This window comes from Amycolatopsis sp. PS_44_ISF1 (assembly GCF_032335455.1).
Classification (GTDB): Bacteria; Actinomycetota; Actinomycetes; order Mycobacteriales; family Pseudonocardiaceae; genus Amycolatopsis.
On sequence record NZ_JANUXO010000001.1, the window covers coordinates 2,139,712 to 2,160,833 of the forward strand.

General features: G+C 72.1%; 19 protein-coding genes. 4 read left to right on the forward strand and 15 right to left on the reverse strand.

Annotated elements, in window-relative coordinates; all coding sequences use genetic code 11:
* The first annotated feature begins 56 nt into the window (after nt 1–56).
* A complete protein-coding gene (locus NYF13_RS09795; RefSeq protein WP_315655756.1) occupies nt 57–1,418 on the forward strand; it encodes a deoxyribodipyrimidine photo-lyase in 1,362 nt (453 codons plus the stop codon).
* Between the two features lie 93 nt (nt 1,419–1,511).
* Here the strand turns inward: NYF13_RS09795 and NYF13_RS09800 are convergent, their stop codons facing one another.
* The 5 genes from NYF13_RS09800 to NYF13_RS09820 all read right to left on the reverse strand — a co-directional run bounded on the left by NYF13_RS09800 (nt 1,512) and on the right by NYF13_RS09820 (nt 6,225).
* Nucleotides 1,512–2,693 (reverse strand): ABC transporter permease, encoded by a 1,182-nt coding sequence (locus NYF13_RS09800; protein WP_315655757.1) that lies wholly within the window; start codon nt 2,691–2,693, stop codon nt 1,512–1,514.
* Nucleotides 2,690–3,604: an ATP-binding cassette domain-containing protein gene (locus NYF13_RS09805; RefSeq protein WP_315655759.1), complete on the reverse strand. Its 915-nt coding sequence runs from the start codon at nt 3,602–3,604 to the stop codon at nt 2,690–2,692. The genes NYF13_RS09800 and NYF13_RS09805 overlap by 4 nt, the downstream gene beginning before the upstream one ends.
* 73 nt (nt 3,605–3,677) lie before the next feature.
* A complete protein-coding gene (locus tag NYF13_RS09810; protein ID WP_315655761.1) occupies nt 3,678–3,947 on the reverse strand; it encodes a helix-turn-helix transcriptional regulator in 270 nt (89 codons plus the stop codon).
* Nucleotides 3,948–4,054: 107 nt separating this feature from the next.
* Complete coding sequence (locus NYF13_RS09815) at nt 4,055–5,665, reverse strand: glycerol-3-phosphate dehydrogenase/oxidase (RefSeq protein ID WP_315655762.1); 1,611 nt, start codon at nt 5,663–5,665, stop codon at nt 4,055–4,057.
* Nucleotides 5,662–6,225, reverse strand: coding sequence for a TetR/AcrR family transcriptional regulator (locus tag NYF13_RS09820; protein ID WP_315657289.1), 564 nt, complete (start codon nt 6,223–6,225; stop codon nt 5,662–5,664). The genes NYF13_RS09815 and NYF13_RS09820 overlap by 4 nt, the downstream gene beginning before the upstream one ends.
* A 97-nt stretch (nt 6,226–6,322) precedes the next feature.
* Here NYF13_RS09820 and NYF13_RS09825 point away from each other — a divergent pair, with 97 nt between their 5' ends.
* Nucleotides 6,323–7,933 (forward strand): FAD-binding oxidoreductase, encoded by a 1,611-nt coding sequence (locus NYF13_RS09825; RefSeq protein WP_315655763.1) that lies wholly within the window; start codon nt 6,323–6,325, stop codon nt 7,931–7,933.
* 57 nt (nt 7,934–7,990) lie between these two features.
* On the opposite strand, the gene NYF13_RS09830 is transcribed toward NYF13_RS09825, so the two are convergent.
* From NYF13_RS09830 to NYF13_RS09865, 8 genes are all read right to left on the reverse strand, one after another.
* The gene (locus tag NYF13_RS09830; RefSeq protein WP_315655764.1) at nt 7,991–8,551 is read right to left on the reverse strand and encodes a gamma-glutamylcyclotransferase; all 561 of its coding nucleotides are present in this window, start codon (nt 8,549–8,551) and stop codon (nt 7,991–7,993) included.
* A gap of 65 nt (nt 8,552–8,616) precedes the next feature.
* Entirely contained in the window at nt 8,617–9,714 is a 1,098-nt protein-coding gene (locus tag NYF13_RS09835) for an S-(hydroxymethyl)mycothiol dehydrogenase (protein WP_315655765.1), read from the reverse strand.
* An 84-nt stretch (nt 9,715–9,798) separates the two neighbouring features.
* Complete coding sequence (locus tag NYF13_RS09840) at nt 9,799–11,061, reverse strand: peptidase C39 family protein (protein WP_315655766.1); 1,263 nt, start codon at nt 11,059–11,061, stop codon at nt 9,799–9,801.
* 127 nt (nt 11,062–11,188) lie between these two features.
* Entirely contained in the window at nt 11,189–12,916 is a 1,728-nt protein-coding gene (locus NYF13_RS09845; RefSeq protein ID WP_315655768.1) for a TIGR03767 family metallophosphoesterase, read from the reverse strand.
* Between the two features lie 185 nt (nt 12,917–13,101).
* The gene (locus NYF13_RS09850; RefSeq protein WP_315655769.1) at nt 13,102–13,917 is read right to left on the reverse strand and encodes a carbohydrate ABC transporter permease; all 816 of its coding nucleotides are present in this window, start codon (nt 13,915–13,917) and stop codon (nt 13,102–13,104) included.
* Complete coding sequence (locus NYF13_RS09855; RefSeq protein ID WP_315655771.1) at nt 13,914–14,825, reverse strand: sugar ABC transporter permease; 912 nt, start codon at nt 14,823–14,825, stop codon at nt 13,914–13,916. The genes NYF13_RS09850 and NYF13_RS09855 overlap by 4 nt, the downstream gene beginning before the upstream one ends.
* Nucleotides 14,822–16,126, reverse strand: a complete 1,305-nt coding sequence (locus NYF13_RS09860; protein ID WP_315655772.1) for a sugar ABC transporter substrate-binding protein — start codon at nt 16,124–16,126, stop codon at nt 14,822–14,824. Before NYF13_RS09860 ends, NYF13_RS09855 begins: the two co-directional genes overlap by 4 nt.
* Nucleotides 16,127–16,225: 99 nt before the next feature.
* Nucleotides 16,226–17,866 (reverse strand): long-chain fatty acid--CoA ligase, encoded by a 1,641-nt coding sequence (locus NYF13_RS09865; protein WP_315655773.1) that lies wholly within the window; start codon nt 17,864–17,866, stop codon nt 16,226–16,228.
* Nucleotides 17,867–18,326: 460 nt separating this feature from the next.
* On the opposite strand from NYF13_RS09865, the gene mihF reads away from it, so the two are divergent.
* Nucleotides 18,327–18,638: an integration host factor, actinobacterial type gene (gene mihF, locus NYF13_RS09870; protein WP_026468624.1), complete on the forward strand. Its 312-nt coding sequence runs from the start codon at nt 18,327–18,329 to the stop codon at nt 18,636–18,638.
* 103 nt (nt 18,639–18,741) lie between these two features.
* On the forward strand, nt 18,742–19,899 hold the full coding sequence (locus tag NYF13_RS09875) for an isochorismate synthase (RefSeq protein ID WP_315655776.1): 1,158 nt from the start codon (nt 18,742–18,744) through the stop codon (nt 19,897–19,899).
* A gap of 48 nt (nt 19,900–19,947) precedes the next feature.
* Here the strand turns inward: NYF13_RS09875 and NYF13_RS09880 are convergent, their stop codons facing one another.
* Complete coding sequence (locus tag NYF13_RS09880) at nt 19,948–20,637, reverse strand: 4'-phosphopantetheinyl transferase superfamily protein (RefSeq protein ID WP_315655777.1); 690 nt, start codon at nt 20,635–20,637, stop codon at nt 19,948–19,950.
* Nucleotides 20,638–20,786: 149 nt separating this feature from the next.
* Nucleotides 20,787–21,110, reverse strand: coding sequence for a hypothetical protein (locus tag NYF13_RS09885; RefSeq protein WP_315655778.1), 324 nt, complete (start codon nt 21,108–21,110; stop codon nt 20,787–20,789).
* Nucleotides 21,111–21,122 lie beyond the last annotated feature (12 nt).

The following is a 21,122-nucleotide window of genomic DNA, read 5'->3' on the forward strand; positions in this document are numbered from 1 at the left end:
CCTGGTGAAACGCCCCGCCGTGCACCTGCCCGGCGGGGCGTTTATCGTGGTGCGCCATGACGATGGAAGCGCCTGTGGTGCTCTGGTTCCGCCGCGACCTCCGGCTCGGTGATCACGCCGCGTTGCACGAGGCGGCGGGGCACAGCAAGCACGTGCTGGCGCTCTACGTCCTCGACCAGGCGCTGATCAAGCCTTCCGGTGCGCCGCGGATGGCCTTCCTGCTCGGCGGGCTGCGTGAGCTGGACCGGGCGCTGGGCGGGCGGCTGATGGTGGTCACCGGTGACCCGGTGCGCGAGGTCGCGCGGGTGGCCCGCGAGATCGGCGCCTCGGCCGTGCACGTCAGCTCCGACACCGGGCCCTACGGCCGGCGCCGGGACGCCGAAGTGGCGAAAGCACTGGCGGACAACGACATCGAGTGGGTCGAGACCGGTTCGCCGTATGCGGTGACGCCCGGGCGCGTCACGAAGCCGAACGGTGATCCCTACCGGGTCTTCACCCCGTTCCACCGCGCCTGGACGCGGCACGGCTGGCCCCGCCCCGCCGACACCGGACCGTCCCTTGTGGATTGGCTGAAGCCGCGAAAGTCCGAGAAGCTCCCGAAACCGCCCGCACTGGAGGGCAAGGAGCTGCCCGAGCCCGGGGAGAGCGCGGCCCTGGACGCTTGGCACTCGTTCCTCGACGAAGGCATCGGCACCTACAGCTCCGATCGAGATCGCCCCGACCGCGAGGGCACCACGCGGCTCTCCCCGTACCTGCGCTGGGGCAACATCCACCCGCGCACGATGCTTGCGGATTTGGCGGGCGACGAGCGTGAGGGTGCGAAATCACTACGCGCCGAGCTGTGCTGGCGCGAATTCCACGCCGACGTCCTGTGGCACCGCCCCGAAGCGGCGCGGCGGAACTACGACACCCGCTTCGACGGGATGACCCAGGAAACCGGCGCGGCCGCCCGCCGGGCCTTCGACCAGTGGTGCGAGGGCCGGACCGGCTTCCCGGTGGTCGACGCCGGGCTGCGGCAGCTGCTGGCCGAGGGCTGGATGCACAACCGGATCCGCATGGTGGTGGCGAGCTTCCTGGTCAAGGACCTGCACCTGCCGTGGCAGTGGGGCGCGCGGCACTTCATGCGCCACCTGGTGGACGGCGACCTCGCCTCGAACCAGCTCAACTGGCAGTGGGTCGCCGGGTCCGGCACCGACGCCGCGCCGTACTTCCGGGTGTTCAACCCCACCACCCAGGGCGAGCGGTTCGACCCGGCGGGTGAGTACGTCCGCAAGTACGTGCCGGAGCTGCGCGGGATCGCGGGTAAGGCCGTGCACCAGCTCAAGCAGCGGCCGGCGGACTACCCGGAGCCGATGGTGGAGCACGCCCACGAACGCCAGGTGGCGTTGCAGCGGTACGGCGCCATCACCGGCCCCTGAGTCGCCCCGGGGTCCGCCGGCTCGGCTGCGCCACCAGGGCCGCCACCTCGCCGAAGACGCGCAGCGGCGCACGACGCGAAAGCCTGGAGCCGGTCAGCGGCGGAGGGCTTCGGCCAGTTTCACCCGGCGGCCGACGCGTAGTACGCCGTTGCGGTGGATCCGCGCGCCCAGCCAGGCGACCAGCACGATGGTCGCGAGCGTCAGCACCAGCGAGGTCGCGATCTCCCACGGGGGCGCCGCACCGGTGGCGATCCGGGCCGGCATCAGCACCGGGGAGAGCAGCGGGATCAGCGAGACGATCCGCGTCGCGGTGCCGTCCGGGGACCGGATGAGCAGGCTGATGCCCCCGATGAAGCCGATGACCAGCGCGATGTTCACCGGGCCCACCACCGACTGCGTGTCCTCCGGCCGGGAGACGAGCGAGCCGGCGGCGCCGTAGAGCCCGGCGTACACCAGGAATCCCAGCAGGTACCAGACCAGGCCCCAGGCCACGGCGCCGGCCGCGACGCCGGGCAGCGAAAGCACTCCGGCCGCGGTGGCCACGGCCGGCCCCACCACGGCGATCACCCCGAGCTGCACCAGCCCGACCAGGCCGAGCCCGATCACCTTGCCCAGCAGCAGCGGCCACGGCCGCACGGTGGACAGCAGCAGCTCCACCACCCGGCTGGACTTCTCCTCCACCACCCCTTGGGCGACGAGCAGTCCGTAGGTGGTGATGCTCAGGTACAGCAGCACCGCGACCACCAGCCCGATCACGAGCTTCTGCCCGTGCTGCGGGTCTTGCGGCTCCAGCGGCGGCGCGACGTCGACGTGGGCCGCCGAGACGGTCTGGTGCACCTGCACCGGATCGAGGTGGGCGGCCGACAACTGGGCGTCGAGCACCTGCTGCTGCACGATGGCGTCGAGCACGGCGTTCAACTTCGCGTCCACTGTGGACTTCACGGTGACCCGGAGCCGTGAGGCGCTGCCGGAAACGAGCGCGTCCGCGTCCCCGGCGCGGACCAGTGCCTTACCGTCCTCTTCGGACGCCACCGGGACGATCTCGAACCGCTCGCCGGCCGCCTGCAACTGCGGCGCGATGCCCTGGGCCTGCCCGGTGAGCGCGACCGCGGTGGTGCCGGCGGAACCGGTCAGGAAAGCCTGTAGTGCGACGTAACCGCACAGCAGCACCAGGAGTACGGCGGTGCTGACCACGAAGGACCGCGTGCGCAGCCGGGTGTTCAGCTCGCGCCTGGCCACCAGCCGGACGGCGCGCGCGGCCCGGATCCGGTTCACGCCGCGCCCCCCGCCGTCGCGCCGGTATCGCGGAACAGCTCGGTGAGCGAACGGCGGCGGTGGCTGAACTCCGTGACCGGACCGGTGGCCAGCGCGGCGGCCAGCACGGCCTGGTCGTCCGCGCCCGGTGCCAGCTCCAGCACGGTGGTCGGCCCCCGCACTTCCAGCACCCGCACCCCCGCCACCGCCGAAACCCAGCCGGGGCGGGTGCCCGGGGCCGTGACGACCAGCCGGCTGCCCGCCCCGCCGGTCAGCTCGGCCACCGGGCCCACCGCCGTCATCCGCCCGTTCCGGATGACCCCGACGCGGTCGCACAGCCGCTCCACCAGATCGAGCTGGTGGCTGGAGAAGACCACGGGCACCCCGTGCGCGGCCTTCTCGCGCAGCACCCCGCTCATCACGTCCACCGCCAGCGGGTCGAGCCCGGAGAACGGCTCGTCGAGCACCAGCACGTCCGGATCGTGCACCAGCGCGGCGGCGAGCTGCACCCGCTGCTGGTTGCCGAGGCTGAGCTTGCGCACCTCGTCCTCGCGCCACTCGCCGAGGCCGAGGCGGGCCAGCCACAGCTCGGTGCCGCGGTGCGCGTCGTTGGTGCTCAGCCCGTGCAGCTCGGCCAGGTAGACGAGCTGGTCGTGCACCTTCATCTTCGGGTACAACCCGCGTTCTTCGGGCATGTACCCGATGCGCGCGCGGGTCTCGTGGGTGATCGGCCGCCCGCCGAACCGGACCTGCCCGGAATCGGCGGCCAGCACCCCCAGCACGATCCGCATCGCGGTGGTCTTGCCCGCGCCCTTGCCGCCGACGAAGCCGAACAGCTCACCGGCGCGCACGTCGAAGGTGACCTCGTCGAGCGCCACTTTCGTCCCGTACCGCTTGGAGATCCGGTCGATCTCCAGCACCGTCCCGCTCACGCGAAGACCCCCGGCCCGCCCCAGCCCCGCGAGGCCGCGAGCCGCCGGTCCGCCGAGACGCCCCGTTTCGTCGTCATGCTCCCGCCTCCCGGTAGACCTGCGTGGACGACGGCGCGAACGGCGCGCGGCTGAACACCGCCTCCACCGGCAGCCCGAACACCGCGCACAACCGGAACGCCAGATCGAGACTCGGGTAGTGGTCCCCGCGCTCCAGCGCCCCGATCGTCTGCGGATTGACCTCCACCGCATCGGCCAGCGCCGCCCGGCTCAGCCCCCGCTCCGCCCGGAGCGCGGACAACCGGTTGTGGATCGGCAGCTCGGGGCCGCGTCTGACCGGGCTCATGAACCGCACTGTTGCAAAAACCCAATGAGCCGTCAAGATCGGGCAGCGGGGTGGGTCAGGTGGGGGTGACGTGGTCGCGCCGGTGCGGCAGCACCCGGGCGAACCCCTCAGGCCAACCCGGCCAACGCCCTCGCGACCAGCTCCCGCACCCGGTCGCGCGCCGCGGCCGCGTCGGCGGGGACGAGGGAGAGGCGGGTGCGGCGTTCGAGCACGTCCTCGGCGTTCAGGGCGCCCTCGTGGCGGACGGCCCAGACCACCTCGGCCGCGGTGATCTGCGTGGTCTCGGCGAGGGGGGCCGCGAACTCCGGCTCGACCTGGCCCAGCGCGGCGACCCGGGGGGCTTCCGTGCCGTACTTGGCGACGAGCCGCGCGGGAGCGTCCACCAGGGACAGCCGATCGCGCGGGGCGGCCCCCAGCAGGGGCAGCCGCGCGGTGCGGGACGGCCCGGCGTGCAGGCCGGCCCGGACCAGGGCCGCGTCGACGGCGTCCTCGGCCATCCGCCGGTACGTGGTCAGCTTGCCGCCGACGACGGTCAGCACCCCGTCCTCGCCGGTGACCACCGCGTGCTTGCGCGAGAGGTCGGCGCTGCGCCCGCCGGCGCCCGCGACCAGAGGGCGCAACCCGGCGAACGAGCCGATCACGTCGTCGCGGGTCAGCGGCCGGGCGAGTACCGAGGAGGCGACCGTGAGCAGGAAGTCCACATCGGACTCCGGGACCACGGGCACGGGCGGCACCGCACCGTCGACCGGCTCGTCGGTCAGTCCCAGGTAGACCCGGCCGTCGGGCTGGGGCAGCAGGAACACGAAACGGCTGGTCTCACCCGGCACCGGCACGTTCACCGAGGTCGCGCCGATCGACGCCGAACCCGCCCCCAGCACCAGGTGCGAGCCGCGGGAGGGGCGCAGCCGGACCGAATCCGTGAGGGTGCCGGCCCAGACGCCGGTCGCGTTGATCACCTGCCGGGCGGGCAGCTCGTACTCCACAGTGCCGTTTTCCACAGCGCCGCTTTCCACAGTGCCGTTTTCCCCTGGGCCGTTTTCCCCTGGTCCGTTCTCGAGTGGGCCCTCGCGGACCCGGACCCCGTCGGCGGCGAGCGACACCGCCTCCACCCGCGTCAGGATCCGTGCGCCCAGCAGCGCGGCCGTCCGCGCGAGGCTCACCACCAGGCGGGCGTCGTCCACCAGCGCGCCGTCGTAGGCCAGCAGGGCGCCGCGCAGCCCGCTCGGCGTGAGGCCCGGAGCCAGCGCGAGCGCTTCGGCCACCGGGACCGTGCGCGGCCGGGGCAGCACCGAAGACGGCGTCCGCGCGGCTCGGCGCAGGGCGTCGCCCGCGTGCAGCCCGGCGGCGATCACCGCCTGCTGGGCCCGGGAGGTGCCGGGGTACAGGGGAAAGAGCTGCGGCATGGCCCGCGTCAGGTGCGGCGCCGTGCGGGTCATCAGGAGGCCGCGCTCGACCGCGCTCTCGTGCGCCAGCCCCAGCTCGCCCTGGGCCAGGTACCGCAGTCCGCCGTGGACCAGCTTGCTCGACCAGCGCGAGGTGCCGAACGCCAGGTCGCGCGCCTCCACCAAGGCCACCGACAGCCCGCGGGCGGCCGCGTCCAGCGCGATCCCGGCCCCGGTGACCCCGCCGCCGACCACGAGCACGTCCACCCGCTCGCCACCGGTCAGCCGGTCGAGCTCGCGTTCGCGGCGGCGGGCGTTGAGGGAGCCGGTGCTCACGGGCGAAGCGAAGCGTCGAGGATGTGCCGGAACTCGGTGAGCAGGGCCTGCTCCTCGACGTCCGCGGTGGCCGGGCGCAGCGAGAACGCGTACGACTGCACCACCAGCAGGATCGAGCGGGCCTGCGTGCGCACCTCGGCCCGCCGGATGGAGCCGTCCTGGTGGCCGGCCTCCAGCAGTTGCCACAGCACCTGCTCGGCGAACTTCTGCGTGCCGCCCAGCCGCTCCACGACGTAGGGCAGCACCAGCTCCGGGTCGACGTCGAGCAGCGTGCGGAACAGCGGGTCGGCGGACAGCACAGCGATACCGGCCGCGGCGATACGCACCAGGCGCGCCCGCGTGTGCGCCGCGTCGGCGCCCGCGTGGCTCGCCTGCTCCAGCAGGCCGCTGAATTCGCGCGTCATCAGCGCGGTGAGCACGCTGCGGACGTCCGGGAACCGGCGGTACACCGTCATGCGGCTGACGTGCGCGGTCCGGGCGATCTCGGCCAAGGTGGTGCGGCGCACGCCGACGGCCAGCACGCACTCGCGCGCGGCGTCGAGCAGCACGTCGTCGGACACGCGCGCCGAAGTCGACCGGCTGCGGGCGCCCGCCAGCGCCGAGGCCGCCTCTTCCCGCTGAGAGTGACGTTTCACGTCCATGTGTCACACTGTAGTCGTGAGTGAGCTCATTGACCACCGCGTCCGGGACTCCTGGGCCGGCCGCGAGGCCGGGGCCGCCGCGCTGCCCGATCGGGCCGTCCGGTGGCTCGGCCAGCGTATCGGCCGGGTGGGGGCGGATCGAGGGCCTAGCGGGCAGACTGTCCCGAACCTGACCGGGTCGACGCTGGCCGAGCCGGCGCGGGCCGCGCTCGAAGCGGTGGTCGGGCCGGAGAACGTGCTGGTGGACGACTCCCAGCGGTGGGCCCGCGCCAGTGGTCTGTCCTACCTGGACCTGCTTGGCCGCCGGACCGGCCGGCCGGTGCCGGTGCCCGACGCCGTGGTGCTGCCCGCCGGCCCGGACCAGGTCCAGTCCGTGCTGGAGACCTGCGTGCGCCACGACGTGGGGGTGGTCCCGTTCGGTGGCGGCACTTCCGTGGTCGGCGGGGTGAGCGCGCTGCGCGGGGACAAGACCTCGGTGATCGCCCTCGATCTGGCCCGGCTCGACGCGCTGGTCTCGCTCGACCCGGTTTCGCACCTGGCCGTGCTGCAGGCCGGGGTGCGCGGGCCCGAGGCCGAGCGGCTGCTGGGCGAGCACGGGTTCACCCTCGGGCACGTGCCGCAGTCGTTCGAGCGGGCGACCATCGGCGGGTTCGCCGCGACCCGCTCGGCCGGTCAGGCTTCCTCGGGCTACGGCCGGTTCGAGGACATGGTGGCCGGCGTCCGGCTGGCCACCCCGCGGGGTGAGTGGAAGCTCGGGGTTGCGCCCGCTTCGGCGGCCGGTCCGGACCTGCGGCAGCTCGTGGTCGGCAGCGAAGGCACGCTGGGCGTGATCACCGAGGTCACCCTGCGCGTCCGCCCGGTGCCTTCGGAGCGGCGATACGAGGGTTACGTCATCGACGGCTGGGCGGCCGGCGCCGCGGCGGTGCGGCGGCTGGCGCAGGAGCACGTGCTGGCGGACGTCACCCGGCTGTCCGATGTGGACGAGACGACGGTGTCCTTCGCACTCAACGCCGGGTGGAAAACGGCCCTGTTGCGCGGTCTTCTCGCCGCTCGCGGGATCCGGCAGCCCTGCCTGCTGATCGTCGGCTGGGAGGGCGACGTCCGGGCCCGGCGCCGCCGGACGGCCGCGGCGCTGCGGCGGGCCGGCGCTCTCCGGATCGGCCGGGCGCTGGGCGAATCGTGGCGCCACGGCCGGTTCACCGGGCCCCGCCAGCGAGACACGTTGATGGACCTCGGCGTCTGCGTCGAGACCCTGGAGACGGCGGCGTACTGGTCGAACCTCGACGAGCTGCGCGACGCCGTCCGTGCGGCCCTGACCGCGGCGCTCGGCCGCGCGATCGTGATGTGCCATGTATCGCACGCGTACGAAACGGGCGCTTCGCTGTATTTCACCGTCCTGACCTCCCGTGACGATGCCGACCCGGTGGGCCAGTGGGTGCGCGCGAAGCGGGCGGCGTCGGAGGCCATCACCGGCCTCGGCACGATCTCCCACCACCACGCGGTGGGCGTGGACCACGCGCCGTACCTGGCGGCGGAGATCGGTGCACCGGGGGTGGACGTGCTGCGCGCGGCCAAACGGGCGGTGGACCCGACGGGGATCCTCAACCCCGGAAAACTGATCGGCTGAACCAGGCCGGGGCGATCCCTCGCCCGGCGCGCGGTGCCGCGCCGTCGACCCCGCCGGTCAGCGAAACGTGCGCTCCGGCTCCAGCACTTCGCACGGCACACCGTGGCCGGCCGCCGGGAAGCCGCTGAGCGCGGCCGCCCGCGCCTGCCCCACGTCGGCCACCCGCACCGGACGGCCGTCGACGAGCAGGGGCAGGCGGATGGCGGAGTTCGCCACGTAGGCGTGCACGCCGTCGAGCCGGCTGCCGTCTTCGAGGCGGATGTCGGCGCCGGTCAGCCGGGCCAGGTCGTAGCGGTGGCCGCGGCCCTCGCACACGTCCAGGACCGCGAGCTGCTCCGGGGTGGCGAACCAGACCGCGTGGTCCTCGGCCACGCCCGGGAGCGCCGCGAGGGTGGCCGGACGCTGGCCGTCGCGTTGACGCAGGCCCGAAGCCCACACCGCGGCCAGGCCGGCGCAACGCACCTTCAGCACGACCACCGGCCCGGCCAGGCCGAGGTGGGCCCGCAGCCAGCTGATCTTCGACGGGCAGGCGTTGGAGCCGTAGGCGAGCACGGGCGTGCGCGCGCGCCAGCCCGGCGGTGCCGTGGCCAGCTCGTGACCGGCGCGGTCGAAGTGCACGTACGAGCGGTCCGGCCGGATCCCGGGGTACGGGTCGGCCGGGTACTCGTCGTCGGTGAAGAGGGTCAGAACTGCACCACGCTGCGCAGGACGTCGCCTTGGTGCATGCGCTCGAAGGCCCGCTCGACGCCGTCCAGCGCGATCCGCTCGGTGACGAACTTGTCCAGCGGCAGCCGGCCCTGCAGGTACAGGTCCACCAGCACGGGGAAGTCGCGCGAGGGCAGGCAGTCGCCGTACCAGGAGGACTTGAGCGAGCCGCCGCGGGAGAAGAAGTCGATCAGCGGCAGGTCGTTCAGCTTCATCTCCGGGGTCGGAACGCCGACCAGCACCACGGTGCCCGCCAGGTCCCGGCCGTAGAAGGCCTGGCGCCAGGTCTCCGGGCGGCCCACGGCGTCGATCACCACGTCCGGGCCGAACGAGCGGGTGGCGTCCTGCATGGCGGTGACCACGGCGTCTTCGCTCAGGCCCTTGCTGTTCACGGTGTGCGTGGCGCCGAAGCCCTTGGCCCACTCCAGCTTCCGGTCGTCGGTGTCGATCGCGATGATCGTGGTCGCGCCGGCCAGCTGCGCGCCCGCGATGGCGGCGTCACCCACACCGCCGCAGCCGATCACGGCCACCGTGTCGCCGCGGCCGACCGCGCCGGTGTTGATCGCCGCGCCCAGCCCGGCCATCATCCCGCAGCCGAGCAGCCCGGCCACCGCGGGCTCGGCCTCGGGGTTCACCTTCGTACACTGTCCACTGTGGACCAGGGTCTTCTCCAGGAAGGCGCCGACGCCCAGCGCCGCCGACAGCTCGGTGCCGTCGGTCAGCGTCATCGGCTGCGCGGCGTTGAAGGTGGAGAAGCAGTACCACGGCTTGCCGCGCTTGCAGGCCCGGCAGGTGCCGCAGACCGCGCGCCAGTTCAGGATCACGTAGTCGCCCGGCGCCAGGTCGATGACCCCGGCGCCGACCTTGTCCACCCGGCCCGCGGCCTCGTGACCGAGCAGGAACGGGAACTCGTCGTTGATCCCGCCCTCGCGGTAGTGCAGGTCGGTGTGGCAGACCCCGCAGGCCTCGACCGACACGACCGCCTCGCCCGGCCCCGGATCCGGCACGACCACCGCCTCCAGCGTCACCGGCTCGCCCTTCGCCCGCGACACGACTCCCTGGACCTCGTACGGCATGCGCACACCCTTTCCGGCACCGTTGCTCTTCCGGGGCAGCTAATCACGGATCATGCGCATGTGGCCATAGCACGGACCGGTGCTTCAGGCGGGCGTCACGATGTACACCACCCCGCCCGGGCCGCCGGCCACGCTGCCGGTGTCGGTGTGGCGCTTGGTGCGCTGCCAGATCTTTTCGAACTGGTCGCGCCGGTACACGGTGCGCACCCGCGGATCGGAACTGGACGCGGGGTCGTTCACGATCACGTCGCCGGCCCGGGTGAAGCCGACCACCACCATGATGTGCCCGGACGTGCCGTACCCGGCCCCGTCGAGCTCCGAGGCGAGGAACGACTGCGAGGTGATCACCGGGATGCCGCGGGCGATGTAGCCCTCGAGCTCGTTGAGGTCGTGCAGCCGGGTGATGTGGCCGCGCAGGCCGAGCGAGGCGGCGTAGGCGGTGTTGAACGGCCAGTTGCCGGTGCCGTCGTAGGCGTAGTCGTAGGTGGTGCGGGCGGCGTAGACCACCGCCGGGTCGGCGTAGTCCGGCGGGATCCAGCTCAGCTGCTGCGCGGTCGGCTTCCGGCCCCAGTACTCGGCGACCATCTCGGTCGAGGTCGGGCTGCACCAGGCCTCACCGCCCCCGCCGTACTGCGGGAATTGTCCTTTGTGGATGTTCTGCGCGTATGCCGGCACCTTCAGCTCGATCCCGCGGGCGACCCCGGGCCGGGTGGTCCGCACGTCGAACCGGTCCGGCACGTGGGAGGTCATCGCGCCCAGGGTGGACAGCGTGGGGGTGACGCGGGTGCCCGCCTCGCGGTAGAGGCTCACCCGGAGCTGGTAGGAGCGCAGCGTGACGCCGGTCTTGGTGGCGAGCGTGTCCACGTCGACCGAGGCGTTGTCGTCGCTCTGACCGTCGACGCTGGTGCGCTGGATGTCGCCGTCGCCGCTGGCCCAGCGGCCCATCACGTACCAGCCGGTCTCGGCCCCGGCGGAGGTGCGGCCCCTGGCCTCGACCTGCAGCCAGGTCTTGGCCGGCGTCCGCGCGTTCCACGAGGCGATGAGCTGCGTGGCGTCGAAGCCCGGGCGGAACACCGGCGAGGTCCAGGTCCCGTAGTCGTAGGCCCGGGTGGTGCCCAGGCCGGGCTCGCGGTGCTCGACCGTGCCGACCGGGCGGGTGATCCGCAGCCCGCCGAGGCCCGGCCCGAGCCCGTCGAACCGGCCGGTGACGTACCCCGGCCCGGACCATTCGTGGTAGTTGATCGCCTCGTCGTCCGCCGGGTGGGCCGGCGACGCTGCGGCGTACGGCGCCGCCCCCGCGGTCAGCAGGGCGATCGACATCAGTGTGACCAGTCCGCGTGCTCGCATTCCGGCTCCGTCCCCAGGCTCGGTCGATAGCCAGAGATTTTCACCTGCCGCGGCGATTAAGTAAACAGGTGCCCGCGCCGCGGCCGGAGTTCGTGTCGCTTTCGCGACGCGCGGGTGCTCGCCGCCCTCAGCGGAGCGGGTCGGTCAGCACCAGCTCGGTGTTGTGGTCACCGTCCGCGCCCACCCGGCCCAGGCTCGCGTGGATGTCGTTGTACGCCAGCTCCCGGTACAGCGAGGCCAGCGCCGCCGGGGTCCGGGCGGAGTAGTCCACCGCGTACGGGGACTCGGCCTCGATCAGCGTGGTGAACACCGAGAGGGTGCCGTCGCCGTTGTTCGCGAGTTCGATGATGCGCGCGTGGTGCGGGAAGTCGACGTGGGAGGCGGTGTTGCTCTCCCAGAAGCTCCGGGCCGGGGTCGGGCCGACGTGCGGGGTGACCCGGTTGCGGTGGGTGTGCCCGTTGACCCACGCCACCACGTTCGGGAAGCGCTGGAGCAGGCCGACGAGCGCGTCGCCGTTCAGGCGGGGTTCCAGCAGGTGGCGGGCGTCGGGCAGGAGGTTGCCCATGGTGTCGCTGGTGTGGTGGCTGAACAGGATGAACAGCTCGTCGGTGACCGGGTGCGTGAGCTTGCGGCCGAAGTAGTCGTAGTACACCGAGGTGCCGCGCTTGAGCGCCGACTCCAGCCAGGTGAACTGGCCGAGGCCGATCGAGCCGTCCGCGAAGCCGCCCTGGGTGGTGGTGTCGATGCTGATGCCGGTGACGCCGGGGGCGATGCGGAAGGAGTAGTGGACGTCGCGGCCGTCCGCGTTGTCCTGGGTGAAGCCGTGGCCGTGCGGGCCGGGGCCGTCGTGGGCCGGGTCCAGGTGGGCCTGCACGAACTGCGCGGTGCTGAACGGGTGGCGGCGCGGGTCCGGGGTGACCTCGCGGATCGTGCCGCTGCCACCGAACAGCTCGCCCAGCGGCACGCTCCGGCCGTTCGCGATGGCCGTGCCCAGCTTCTCCCTGCTGCTCTCGTCCTTGCCGATCACCTTGTACCGGCCGGTGTACCAGCCCTCGATGCCCGGGATGCCCTCGGGCAGCGTGCCGACCACGCTGTCGTCGTGGTTGCCGAACGTGCAGAACCACGGCACGTCCAGCCCGGGCGCGGTGAACGGCGCGATCGCCGCCTCCAGCAAGCCCGGCAGCGACGGGAAGCCCTTCTTCGTGTAGTCGTCGCCGAGCGGGGTGGCGGGGTTCCAGAACTCGGGGTTGCCGGAGTCCTGCACGCCCTCGTACCGGCCCGGGTCGCCGGAGTTCGGGGTGACGGCACCGCCGTTGAGGGTGGTGAGGAACCAGTCCAGCTCGATCAGCTCGTGGTTGTCGCTGTTGTCGCCGGTGGTGACCACGAAGTCGAACGGCCGCCCGGTGAACGGCCCCGCGCCGACCCGGTTGACCCGCTGCACGAGCGCGCTCGTGGCCACCGGGCCGAGCACCTCCTGCGGCCGGTGCGCCGAGCCGATGAACGGGTGCAGGTACTCGAACCGCGCGGGCGACTCGGTGTCGGTGATGTGCAGGTCGGTGAACTGGACGAACGAGCCCAGGGCCTGACGCCGGTCGTCGCGGCCGGACTGCGGCGCGGCCAGCTCGGAGCGCACCACCAGCGGCCAGCCGGGTCCGCCGGTGAGCCGGGTGTAGGCCGTGGTCCCGGGGCTGACGGCGGTGGCCACCTGCTCCAGCGTGGTGCCGGCCGTGCGGACGGCGCGCGAAGCGGTGCGTCGCAGGGCCCGGTCCAGCGCGTTGGCGGTCGGCGTGCACAGCAGCAACCCCGCGCCCGCGACGCCCGCCGCGGTGAACGCCCGCCTGGTCAGCTCGGCCATCTTCGCTCCCCGGTTTCCTCGACTGGTCCGGCCGGTGAACAGGGGCGAAAGAAATGTGAAGTTCGCTCATGTTCATCGTGACAACGCGAGTGACTTTGTCACAGAAGGCCGGGGGAGGCATAGGGCCGAGGGCCGCCGTCACCTCTCCGGCGCAACGCCGGGGCGCGGCCCCCGCCCTGAGCGGCTCAGCCCTTCAAACCCGACTCCGTCACCCCGCGCACCAGGTACCGCTGCAGGAACGCGAACAGCAGCACGATCGGCAGGATCGACAGCGCCGCGGCCAGGAACAGCAGGTTCAGCTGGGGGTTCTGCGCGGTCAGCAGGCCCGAGAGCGCGACCTGCACGGTCCACGAGTCCGGCGACTGCGCGATGATCAGCGGCCACAGGAACGCGTTCCAGCTGCCGATCACGGTGATCACCGCGATCGCGGCGAAGAACGGGCGGGAGTTGGGCACGACGATGCGGCGGAACACGCCCCAGCGGGTCAGCCCGTCGATCCGGCCCGCCTCCTCGAGCTCGCGCGGGAAGTCCAGGAAGTACTGCCGGAACAGGAACACGCTGAACGCGCTGAACAGGCCCGGGACGACCAGCCCGCGGAAGTCCGAGAGCCAGCCCAGGGTCGACACGACGACGAAACTCGGCACGAACGTCACCGAGGTCGGGATCATCAACGTCGCGATCACCGCGTACAGCACGGCTTTGGAGTGGCGGTACGGGATCCGCGCCAGGCCGTAGCCGGCCAGCGAGCACACCACCAGCAGGCCGACGGTCTGGAGCACCGCCACGATCACCGAATTCAGCAGGCTGCGCGCGAAGGGCACGTCCTCCTGCGCGAACAGCTTCGAGAAGTTCTCCCAGTGCAGCCGGGAGGGAAACAGCGTCCAGTCCGGCGCGGTGATCTCCGAGCGTGACGCGAGCCCGTTGCGCAGCAGCAGGTAGAACGGCACCAGGAACAGCACCGTCGCGACGACGAGCGCCGTCCAGCGCAGCGCGGCCCTCATGCCTCGCTCCCGCCGAAGCGGAACAGCCTGCCCTGCAGCAGGGTCACCACGGCGATGATCAGCGCCAGGATGACCGCCCCCGCGCTGCCCCGCCCCAGGTCCTGCCCGCCGGAGCCCAGCGACGTGTAGTACAGGTACACCAGCGGCGGCCGCGCGAACGGCGGGTAGCCCCGGGAGTCGCCCATGATGTTGTAGAACTCGTCGAAGGCCTGGTAGGCGTTGATCAGGTTGAGCAGCAGCACGGCCACCGAGGTCGCGCGCAACTGCGGCAGGGTGATGTGCCGGAACACCGGCCAGCCGGGCTTGGCGCCGTCCAGCCACGCGGCCTCGTAGAGGTGCTGCGGGATCCGTTGCAGCGCGGCCAGGAACAGGATCATGTAGAAGCCCAGTTGCAGCCACAGCCGCGCGGTCACCAGCACGATCCAGTACAGCGGCGGGTGGACCGTGCCCGTCCAGGCGATCGGATCGACCCCGAACCGGCCGAGCACGGTGTTCACCAGCCCGTACCGGACCCCCGAGAACAGCGAGGTCTTCCAGATCAGCGAAGCCACCACGTACGAACAGGCGAAGGGCAGGAAGAACACCGAGCGGAAGAACGCGCGCGCGAACTCGAGCTGGTGCACGCCGACCGCCAGGGCCAGTGACGCCGCGAAGGTCAGCGGAACGATGAACAGCGCGAACACGCTGAACGTGCCCAGACTGCTCAGGAACGGCCCGTCGGTCAGCATGTGCGCGTAGTTGTCGAGCCCGACGAACACGCTCGGCGTGACCGTGTTGCGCGCGTCGAAGAACGACAGGTACACGCTCCAGCCGATCGGCAGGTACGCGAACACGGCCAGCCCGATCAGGAACGGCCCGACGAACCCCCAGAACGAAAGCGCGTCCCGGGTCTTCCGGGACCGCGTCATCCGAACAGGCGCTTCAGCTCGGCCTGCGCGACGCCCACCGCGGTCTTGGTCTGCGCCGCCGGGTCCGCCCCCTCCTTGGCGATCTTCGCGACGGCGTCGGACAGCGCCGTGTTCGCCTGCTGCGTCCACACCGGACCGCCGATGAGGTGGCTGTTCTGCTGCACGAACCTCGCCACGTCGGCACCCACGCCGGAGCGGAGGCGCTCGGCCCGGGCGACCAGGCTCTGCCGCGCCGGCAGGTGGAAGCCGAAGCGGGTGGCGAACTCGAGCTGCTTGTCGGTCTGGTCGATCCAGAGCCACTTCACGAACGCCTTGGCCTCGTCCACGTGCGCGCTCTTCGCGTTCACCATCGCCCCGTACGCGCCGACCGGCACCGAAGGCGCGCCGCTGTCGTCGAGCTTCGGGAACGGCAGCACGCCGAAGTCCTCGTCGAGCGCGTCGCGGATCTTCGGCAGGTTCCACAGCCCGGTCCACTGCATGGCGGCCAGCCCGTCGACGAACGCGCCGGGGTCCGACCAGTCCGCGGGCGCGCCGAGCAGCAGGGAGCCGTTGGCGTTCAGGGTGTGCAGCTTGCCGAACGCGGTGGCCGCGCGCGGGTCGTCGAAGCCGACCTCGCGGTTGCCGTTCTTGAGGTAGTCGAGCCCGGCCGACCACATCAGCGGGCCGGTCAGGGTGGAGACGCCGCCGTCGTTGCCGACGAACAGCCCCTTCACCCCGTCCTTGGACAGCTTGCCGGCCGCGTCGATCAGCTCGTCCACGGTCTGCGGCGGCTGCACGCCCGCCGACTGGAGCAGGCTCTTGCGGTAGTAGAGCACCTGCGTGTCGACGGCCTGCGGGATGCCGTAGACCTTGCCCTCCACCGTCTGCGCGGCGAGCACGGCGGGGCTGAAGTCGTTCTTCACCGGGGCGAGGACGTCGTCCAGCGCCACCACCTGGTTCTGCCGCACCCAGTCGATCTTGACCTGGGCCTCGAAGACGTCCGGCACGGCGCTGTTCTGCAGCGCGGTGACGATCTTCGAGTCGTAGTCGCCCGGGTTCCACTGCACCTTGACCAGCGCGTTCCGGTACGAGGCGGCGTAGTTCTTCACCGCGTCCTGCACGCCGTCCTCGCCGTAGGCGTGGTACCACTGCTGCAGGGTGGCCTTCGGCGCGCTGCTGGTGGGCGGCGGCCCGGCCGAGGCCGCGGTGGACGGCGGCGGGTCACCCGGCCGCCCGGTGTTCGAACCGCACGCGGCCGCCACGGCCCCGACCGCGCCCATCCCCGCCAGCGAGAACAACGATCGTCTGCTGAGCTGCTGCATCCCCAGAACTCCTCCGACGTGCGTGGGGTCACCTTGAGAGACCACAGGCTCTCTCAAGGTGACCCTCGGCGTGGAAACGACTCGCCGGAGATGTACCGGTCAGAGTTGTGAGATGTCGAGCTTTCCCTCGGAGTAGGACGCGCGGAGCCGCTTCTTGTCGAACTTGCCCACGCTGGTCTTGGGCACCTCGTCCACGAACGTCCAGTTCTCCGGCAGCTGCCACTTGGCCACCTTGTCCGCCAGGTACTCCCGCAGCTGCTCGGCGGTGACGCTCTGGCCCTCCTTGACCACGACCGCGACCAGCGGCCGCTCGTCCCACTTCTCGTCCGGGATGCCGACCACGGCGGCCTCGGCCACCGCGGGGTGGCCCATCACCTGGTTCTCCAGGTCGACCGAGGAGATCCACTCGCCACCGGACTTGATCACGTCCTTAGCGCGGTCGGTCAGGGTGAGGAAGCCGTCCGCGCTGATCTTGCCCACGTCACCGGTGCGCAGCCAGCCGTCGTGGAACTTCTCGGGATCCGGGGTGGGGGCACCGTCGTCGCCCCCGTAGTAGCTCCCGGCGATCCACGGGCCCTGGACCTCCAGCTCGCCCACGGCCTCGTTGTCCCACGGCAGCACCTCGCCGTCGTCGCTGATGATGCGGGCGGACACGGAGGCGGGGAAGCGGCCCTGGGTGTAGCGGTAGGCCCAGCGCTCGTCGCCGGTGGCGCGGGCCGGCGGGCGGGCCACGCTGCCCAGCGGCGAGGTCTCGGTCATGCCCCAGGCGTGCAGGATCGGCACGCCGTAGCGCTCCTCGAACGCGTGCATCAGCGAGGGCGGGGCCGCCGAGCCGCCGACCACGACCTCGCGCACGTGGGAGATGTCCTGCGGGTTCGCGTCGAGGTGGGCGAGCAGGCCCTGCCAGATGGTCGGCACGGCGGCGGCGAAGGTCGGCTTCTCGGCGGCCAGCAGCGCGGCGATCGGGGCGGGCTGCAGGAAGCGGTCCGGCATCAGCAGCGAGGCGCCGACCATCAGCGCGGCGTAGGGCAGGCCCCAGGACATGGCGTGGAACATCGGCACGATGGCCAGCGCCGTGTCCTCCTGCGCCAGCCGCATGCTGTCGGTCATGCAGACCTGCATCGAGTGCAGCCAGATGGAGCGGTGCGAGTAGACGACGCCCTTCGGGTCACCCGTGGTGCCCGAGGTGTAGCACATCGCGGCGGCGGAGCGCTCGTCCACCTCGGGCCAGTCGAACTCGTCGGACTGGGCGGCCAGCAGCTCGTCGTAGGCGTGCACGGTGACGCCCTCGGGCGCCTCCAGCGCCGAGGCGTCACCGTTCGCGACGATCACGTGCTCGACCGTGGTGAACGTCGGCAGCTGCTTGGCCAGCAGCGGGACCAGGGTGCCGTCGACGATCACGACCCGGTCCCCGGCGTGGTTGGCCACGAAGGTCAGCTGCTCCGGGAACAGCCGGATGTTCAGCGTGTGCAGCACCGCGCCCATGGCCGGGACGGCGAGGTAGGCGGCCAGGTGCTCGGCGTTGTTCCACATGAACGTGCCGACGCGCTGGTCGCCGGTGACCCCCAGGGCCCGGAGGGCGTTCGCGAGCCGCGCGGCGTGCTTCCCGAGCTCGGCGTAGGTCTCGCGGCGGGCTTCTGAACCGGTCCAGGTGATGACTTCGGACTTCGCGTGCACCGTCGTGCCGTGGCGCAGCAGCCTCGCCAGCGACAGCTGCCCGTCCTGCATCGTGCTCAACATGGGTACTCCCGGGGGTCGTTCGCCGGTGAACTGGGGTGCCGCCGACTCTAATCGGGATCGGGTGAAGCGGGCATGGTCAACTTCGGTGGCCCCTCCCGCGCGCCCGTCGCGCGATCGGGTGGCCGCGAAGCCGGCACCACGATCCCCTTTTCCACCGGCTTTTCCTTGCTGGGCAACAAAACGCATTGTGCCGACCGGGCCGGAATGGCGGCTCTTTCGGGTGACCTGAGGGAGCCGGAAAGGCGGGTCGTCCGACGTTTCCGCAGGCTGCGGGGGTCCTCCGGTGGCTCGTCTCACGGGTGGTCGGCGGGTGATAAGTGCGTGTCGGTTGCGCGCGCTCGGGACGCGTGGCGTTTACTGGGGCCGTGGTAAGAGACGGCTGGCCAGCGCTTGCACTTGCAAGCAACGCGGAAAAGCCGTCGGCCGCGTAAGCGGAGACCTGAGAGGAAAGGACACTACGTTGGCTCTGCCCACGTTGACTCCGGAGCAGCGCGCCGACGCCCTCGCCAAGGCGGCAGAGGCTCGTAAGGCACGTTCGGAGCTGCTCGCGTCGATCAAGTCCGGCAAGGAGAGCATCGAGAAGGTGCTCAAGCAGGCCAAGGAGAACAAGACCATCGGGAAGACGAAGGTCACCCAGCTGCTCAAGGCCGTGCCCGGCCTGGGCGCGGTCAAGGTCGCCGCCCTGCTCGAGCAGGCGGGCATCGACCCCGACCGCCGGGCCGCGGGCCTGGGCGAGCGCCAGCGCGAAGCGCTGATCGACGCGCTCAAGTAACCCGGTTCCACCGAACCGCGGGGAAGGTGCGGCCGGACGCCGGAAGGTGTTCTTCTGGCAACACTTTCCCCGCGGGGCTCCCGGATCCTGGAACGCTGGGGTGGTGACGACCAGTACCGCACCGGCGAGCCCGGTCGAAACCACGGCCCGTTACCAGCGGGGCGACTTCCTGTTCGCGACCGCCCGGCGGGCCGTGCTCGCCCAGGGCGCGAACGGAACCGTCACCGACACCGACCCGCGGCGGCTGGCCCGTGCGGTGGCCGCGGAGCTGGAGCGATCCGGCGCGCCGCTGGCGGTCGGGGCGCTGCCCTTCGACACCGGCCCGGCCAGCTGGACGCCGGGCCACCTGGTCCTGCCGCGGACCGTGCACCGCGCCCAGGCCGAATCCATCGCGCCTGCCGAAGACACGCGCACCGAAGACCTCCCCGCCCCCTCGGCCACCCGCGAGGTGCCCTCCGAGGCGGGTCACAAGGCGAACGTGCTCGCCGCCGTCGCCGCGCTGCGCGAGCGTGACCTGCGCAAAGTCGTGCTCGCCCGGGCGCTGGACCTCGATTTCGACGCCCCGATCCCGGTCGAGCGGATCGTGCGCAACCTGGCCGCGGGCAACCCGCGCCACTTCACCTACGCCGCCGAGCTGCCCGGGGGGCGCACGCTGGTCGGCGCCACGCCCGAGCTGCTGCTCTCCCGCGCCGGCCGCTCCGTGTTCACCACCCCGCACGCCGGGTCCATGCCGCGCTCGGCCGACCCCGTCCTCGACCGGGCGAACGGTGCGGCCCTGCTCGCCTCGGGCAAGGACCACGAGGAGCACGCGGTGGTGATCGAGTACGTGGTGGAGGCGCTGCGGCCGTTCTGCCGGAAGCTCGACGTGCCCGACGCGCCCGAACTGGTCTCGACCCCGGCGATCTGGCACCTGCGCACCGCGATCACCGGCGAGCTGGCCGACCGAGAGGTCACGGCGCTTGACCTCGCGGCCGCGCTGCACCCGACTCCCGCCATCTGCGGCACGCCGACGGCCGTCGCGCGGGAGCTGGTGCAGGAGCTGGAGCCGTTCGACCGCGGGTACTACGCCGGTACCGTCGGCTGGGTCGACGCCGCGGGCGACGGGGAGTGGGCCGTCGCCATCCGCTGCGCCGAGATCGCCTCCTCGACCATGCGGCTCTACGCCGGCGGCGGCATCGTCGCGGCCTCGGACCCGCAGGCCGAGTTCGACGAGACCGTGGCCAAGCTCCGCACCCTGCTGGCCGCCATGGGCCTGGACTGAGCTCGGGACCGGGTCCGGGCCGGTCGTCACCGGCCCGGACCCGAGCGGTCAGGGCAGCCAGTTCTCCTCGGTGACCACCAGCTCGTCGGACGCCAGCGCGGCGACGGCGGCGCGGTGGCCGTCGGCGGCCTTGAGATCGGCCAGCCGCGTGGTGGCCGGGTCCAGCGCCGGGTCACCCGAGGCGAGCAGCTCCGCCGGGGCGTCGTACGGCGAGAAGGTGATGCTCTGCAGCGGGATCTTCAGACCCTTGCCGGTGGCCTTCATCACGGCCTCCTTGCGGGTCCAGTAGATGAAGAACGCCGCCGAGCGCTCGTCTTCCGACAGCCCCGCCACGGCTTGGCGCTCGGCCGGGCTGAGCGCGTAGTCGATCAGCCCGGCGTCGGCCGGGCGGTTCGAGCGCTCCACGTCGAGGCCCACCGGCACGCCACCGGTCGCCGCGACGCCGATCAGTTCACCGGAGTGGGAGATCGACAGCACCAGGTCCGCGCCCGGCACCCGGGGGCGGCCGTGGGGCTTGCCGCAGTCTTCGCAGGTGGCGTCGAACACCACCGTTTCCACCGGCACCCCCAGCCGCTCGGCCGCGAGCGTCTTCGCCAGCACCCGGCCGGTCAGGAACCGGCGCTGGTCCAGCTCCAGCCGGTACGCCCCGTGCCGGCCGCGCTCGACCTCGTCGAGCAGCCGCAGGAAGCGGTCCTCCTCGGGCAATGGCCGCGACCAGCGGACCACGATCTCCGTCACCTGGCACCCTCCTCGTCCACCCCCTGATCCTCCCGGGCCGGACGCCGGTTGTCACGGTGACCTACGAGGTACTGGGGGACCCCAGTCGTCCCGGGCACGAAGCAGGCCCCCGTCCACATCGACGGGGGCCTGCTCCGGGGTCCGTGGGGCTAGTCGGTCTTGTTGCGCATGGCGATCGGCACGCCCGCCAGGTCCTCCTCGTTGCAGAGCACCTTCAGGTCGTAGTAGGGCGATCCCTGCCGGTCGTCGTAGTCGAGGTGGATCGCGAGCACGTCGAGCGGTTCGCCGAGCCACTCCTGAGCCTGACGTAGCCACACGGCGCAACGCTGCAGTGCGGTCGGCAGATCGTCGTCGCGAAACTCGACCGGGCGATACGGCACGTCCTGGACCTGATCGCGGGGGTGGGCCGGGGCGGGCAGACCTGGTGCGAGACCCGAGTCGTCCAGTTCGAGTTGGATCGTTTGCTCAGTCACCCTTCGAGCGTC

Coding starts and splice junctions, on each gene's coding strand:
- NYF13_RS09845 (WP_315655768.1), bottom strand. CDS start 12,916: ATGGCCGAGCTGACCAGGCGGGCGTTCACCGCGGCGGGCGTCGCGGGC.
- NYF13_RS09810 (WP_315655761.1), bottom strand. CDS start 3,947: ATGAGCCCGGTCAGACGCGGCCCCGAGCTGCCGATCCACAACCGGTTG.
- NYF13_RS09855 (WP_315655771.1), bottom strand. CDS start 14,825: ATGACGCGGTCCCGGAAGACCCGGGACGCGCTTTCGTTCTGGGGGTTC.
- NYF13_RS09835 (WP_315655765.1), bottom strand. CDS start 9,714: ATGCCGTACGAGGTCCAGGGAGTCGTGTCGCGGGCGAAGGGCGAGCCG.
- NYF13_RS09865 (WP_315655773.1), bottom strand. CDS start 17,866: ATGTTGAGCACGATGCAGGACGGGCAGCTGTCGCTGGCGAGGCTGCTG.
- NYF13_RS09850 (WP_315655769.1), bottom strand. CDS start 13,917: ATGAGGGCCGCGCTGCGCTGGACGGCGCTCGTCGTCGCGACGGTGCTG.
- NYF13_RS09860 (WP_315655772.1), bottom strand. CDS start 16,126: ATGCAGCAGCTCAGCAGACGATCGTTGTTCTCGCTGGCGGGGATGGGC.
- NYF13_RS09840 (WP_315655766.1), bottom strand. CDS start 11,061: ATGCGAGCACGCGGACTGGTCACACTGATGTCGATCGCCCTGCTGACC.
- NYF13_RS09795 (WP_315655756.1), top strand. CDS start 57: ATGACGATGGAAGCGCCTGTGGTGCTCTGGTTCCGCCGCGACCTCCGG.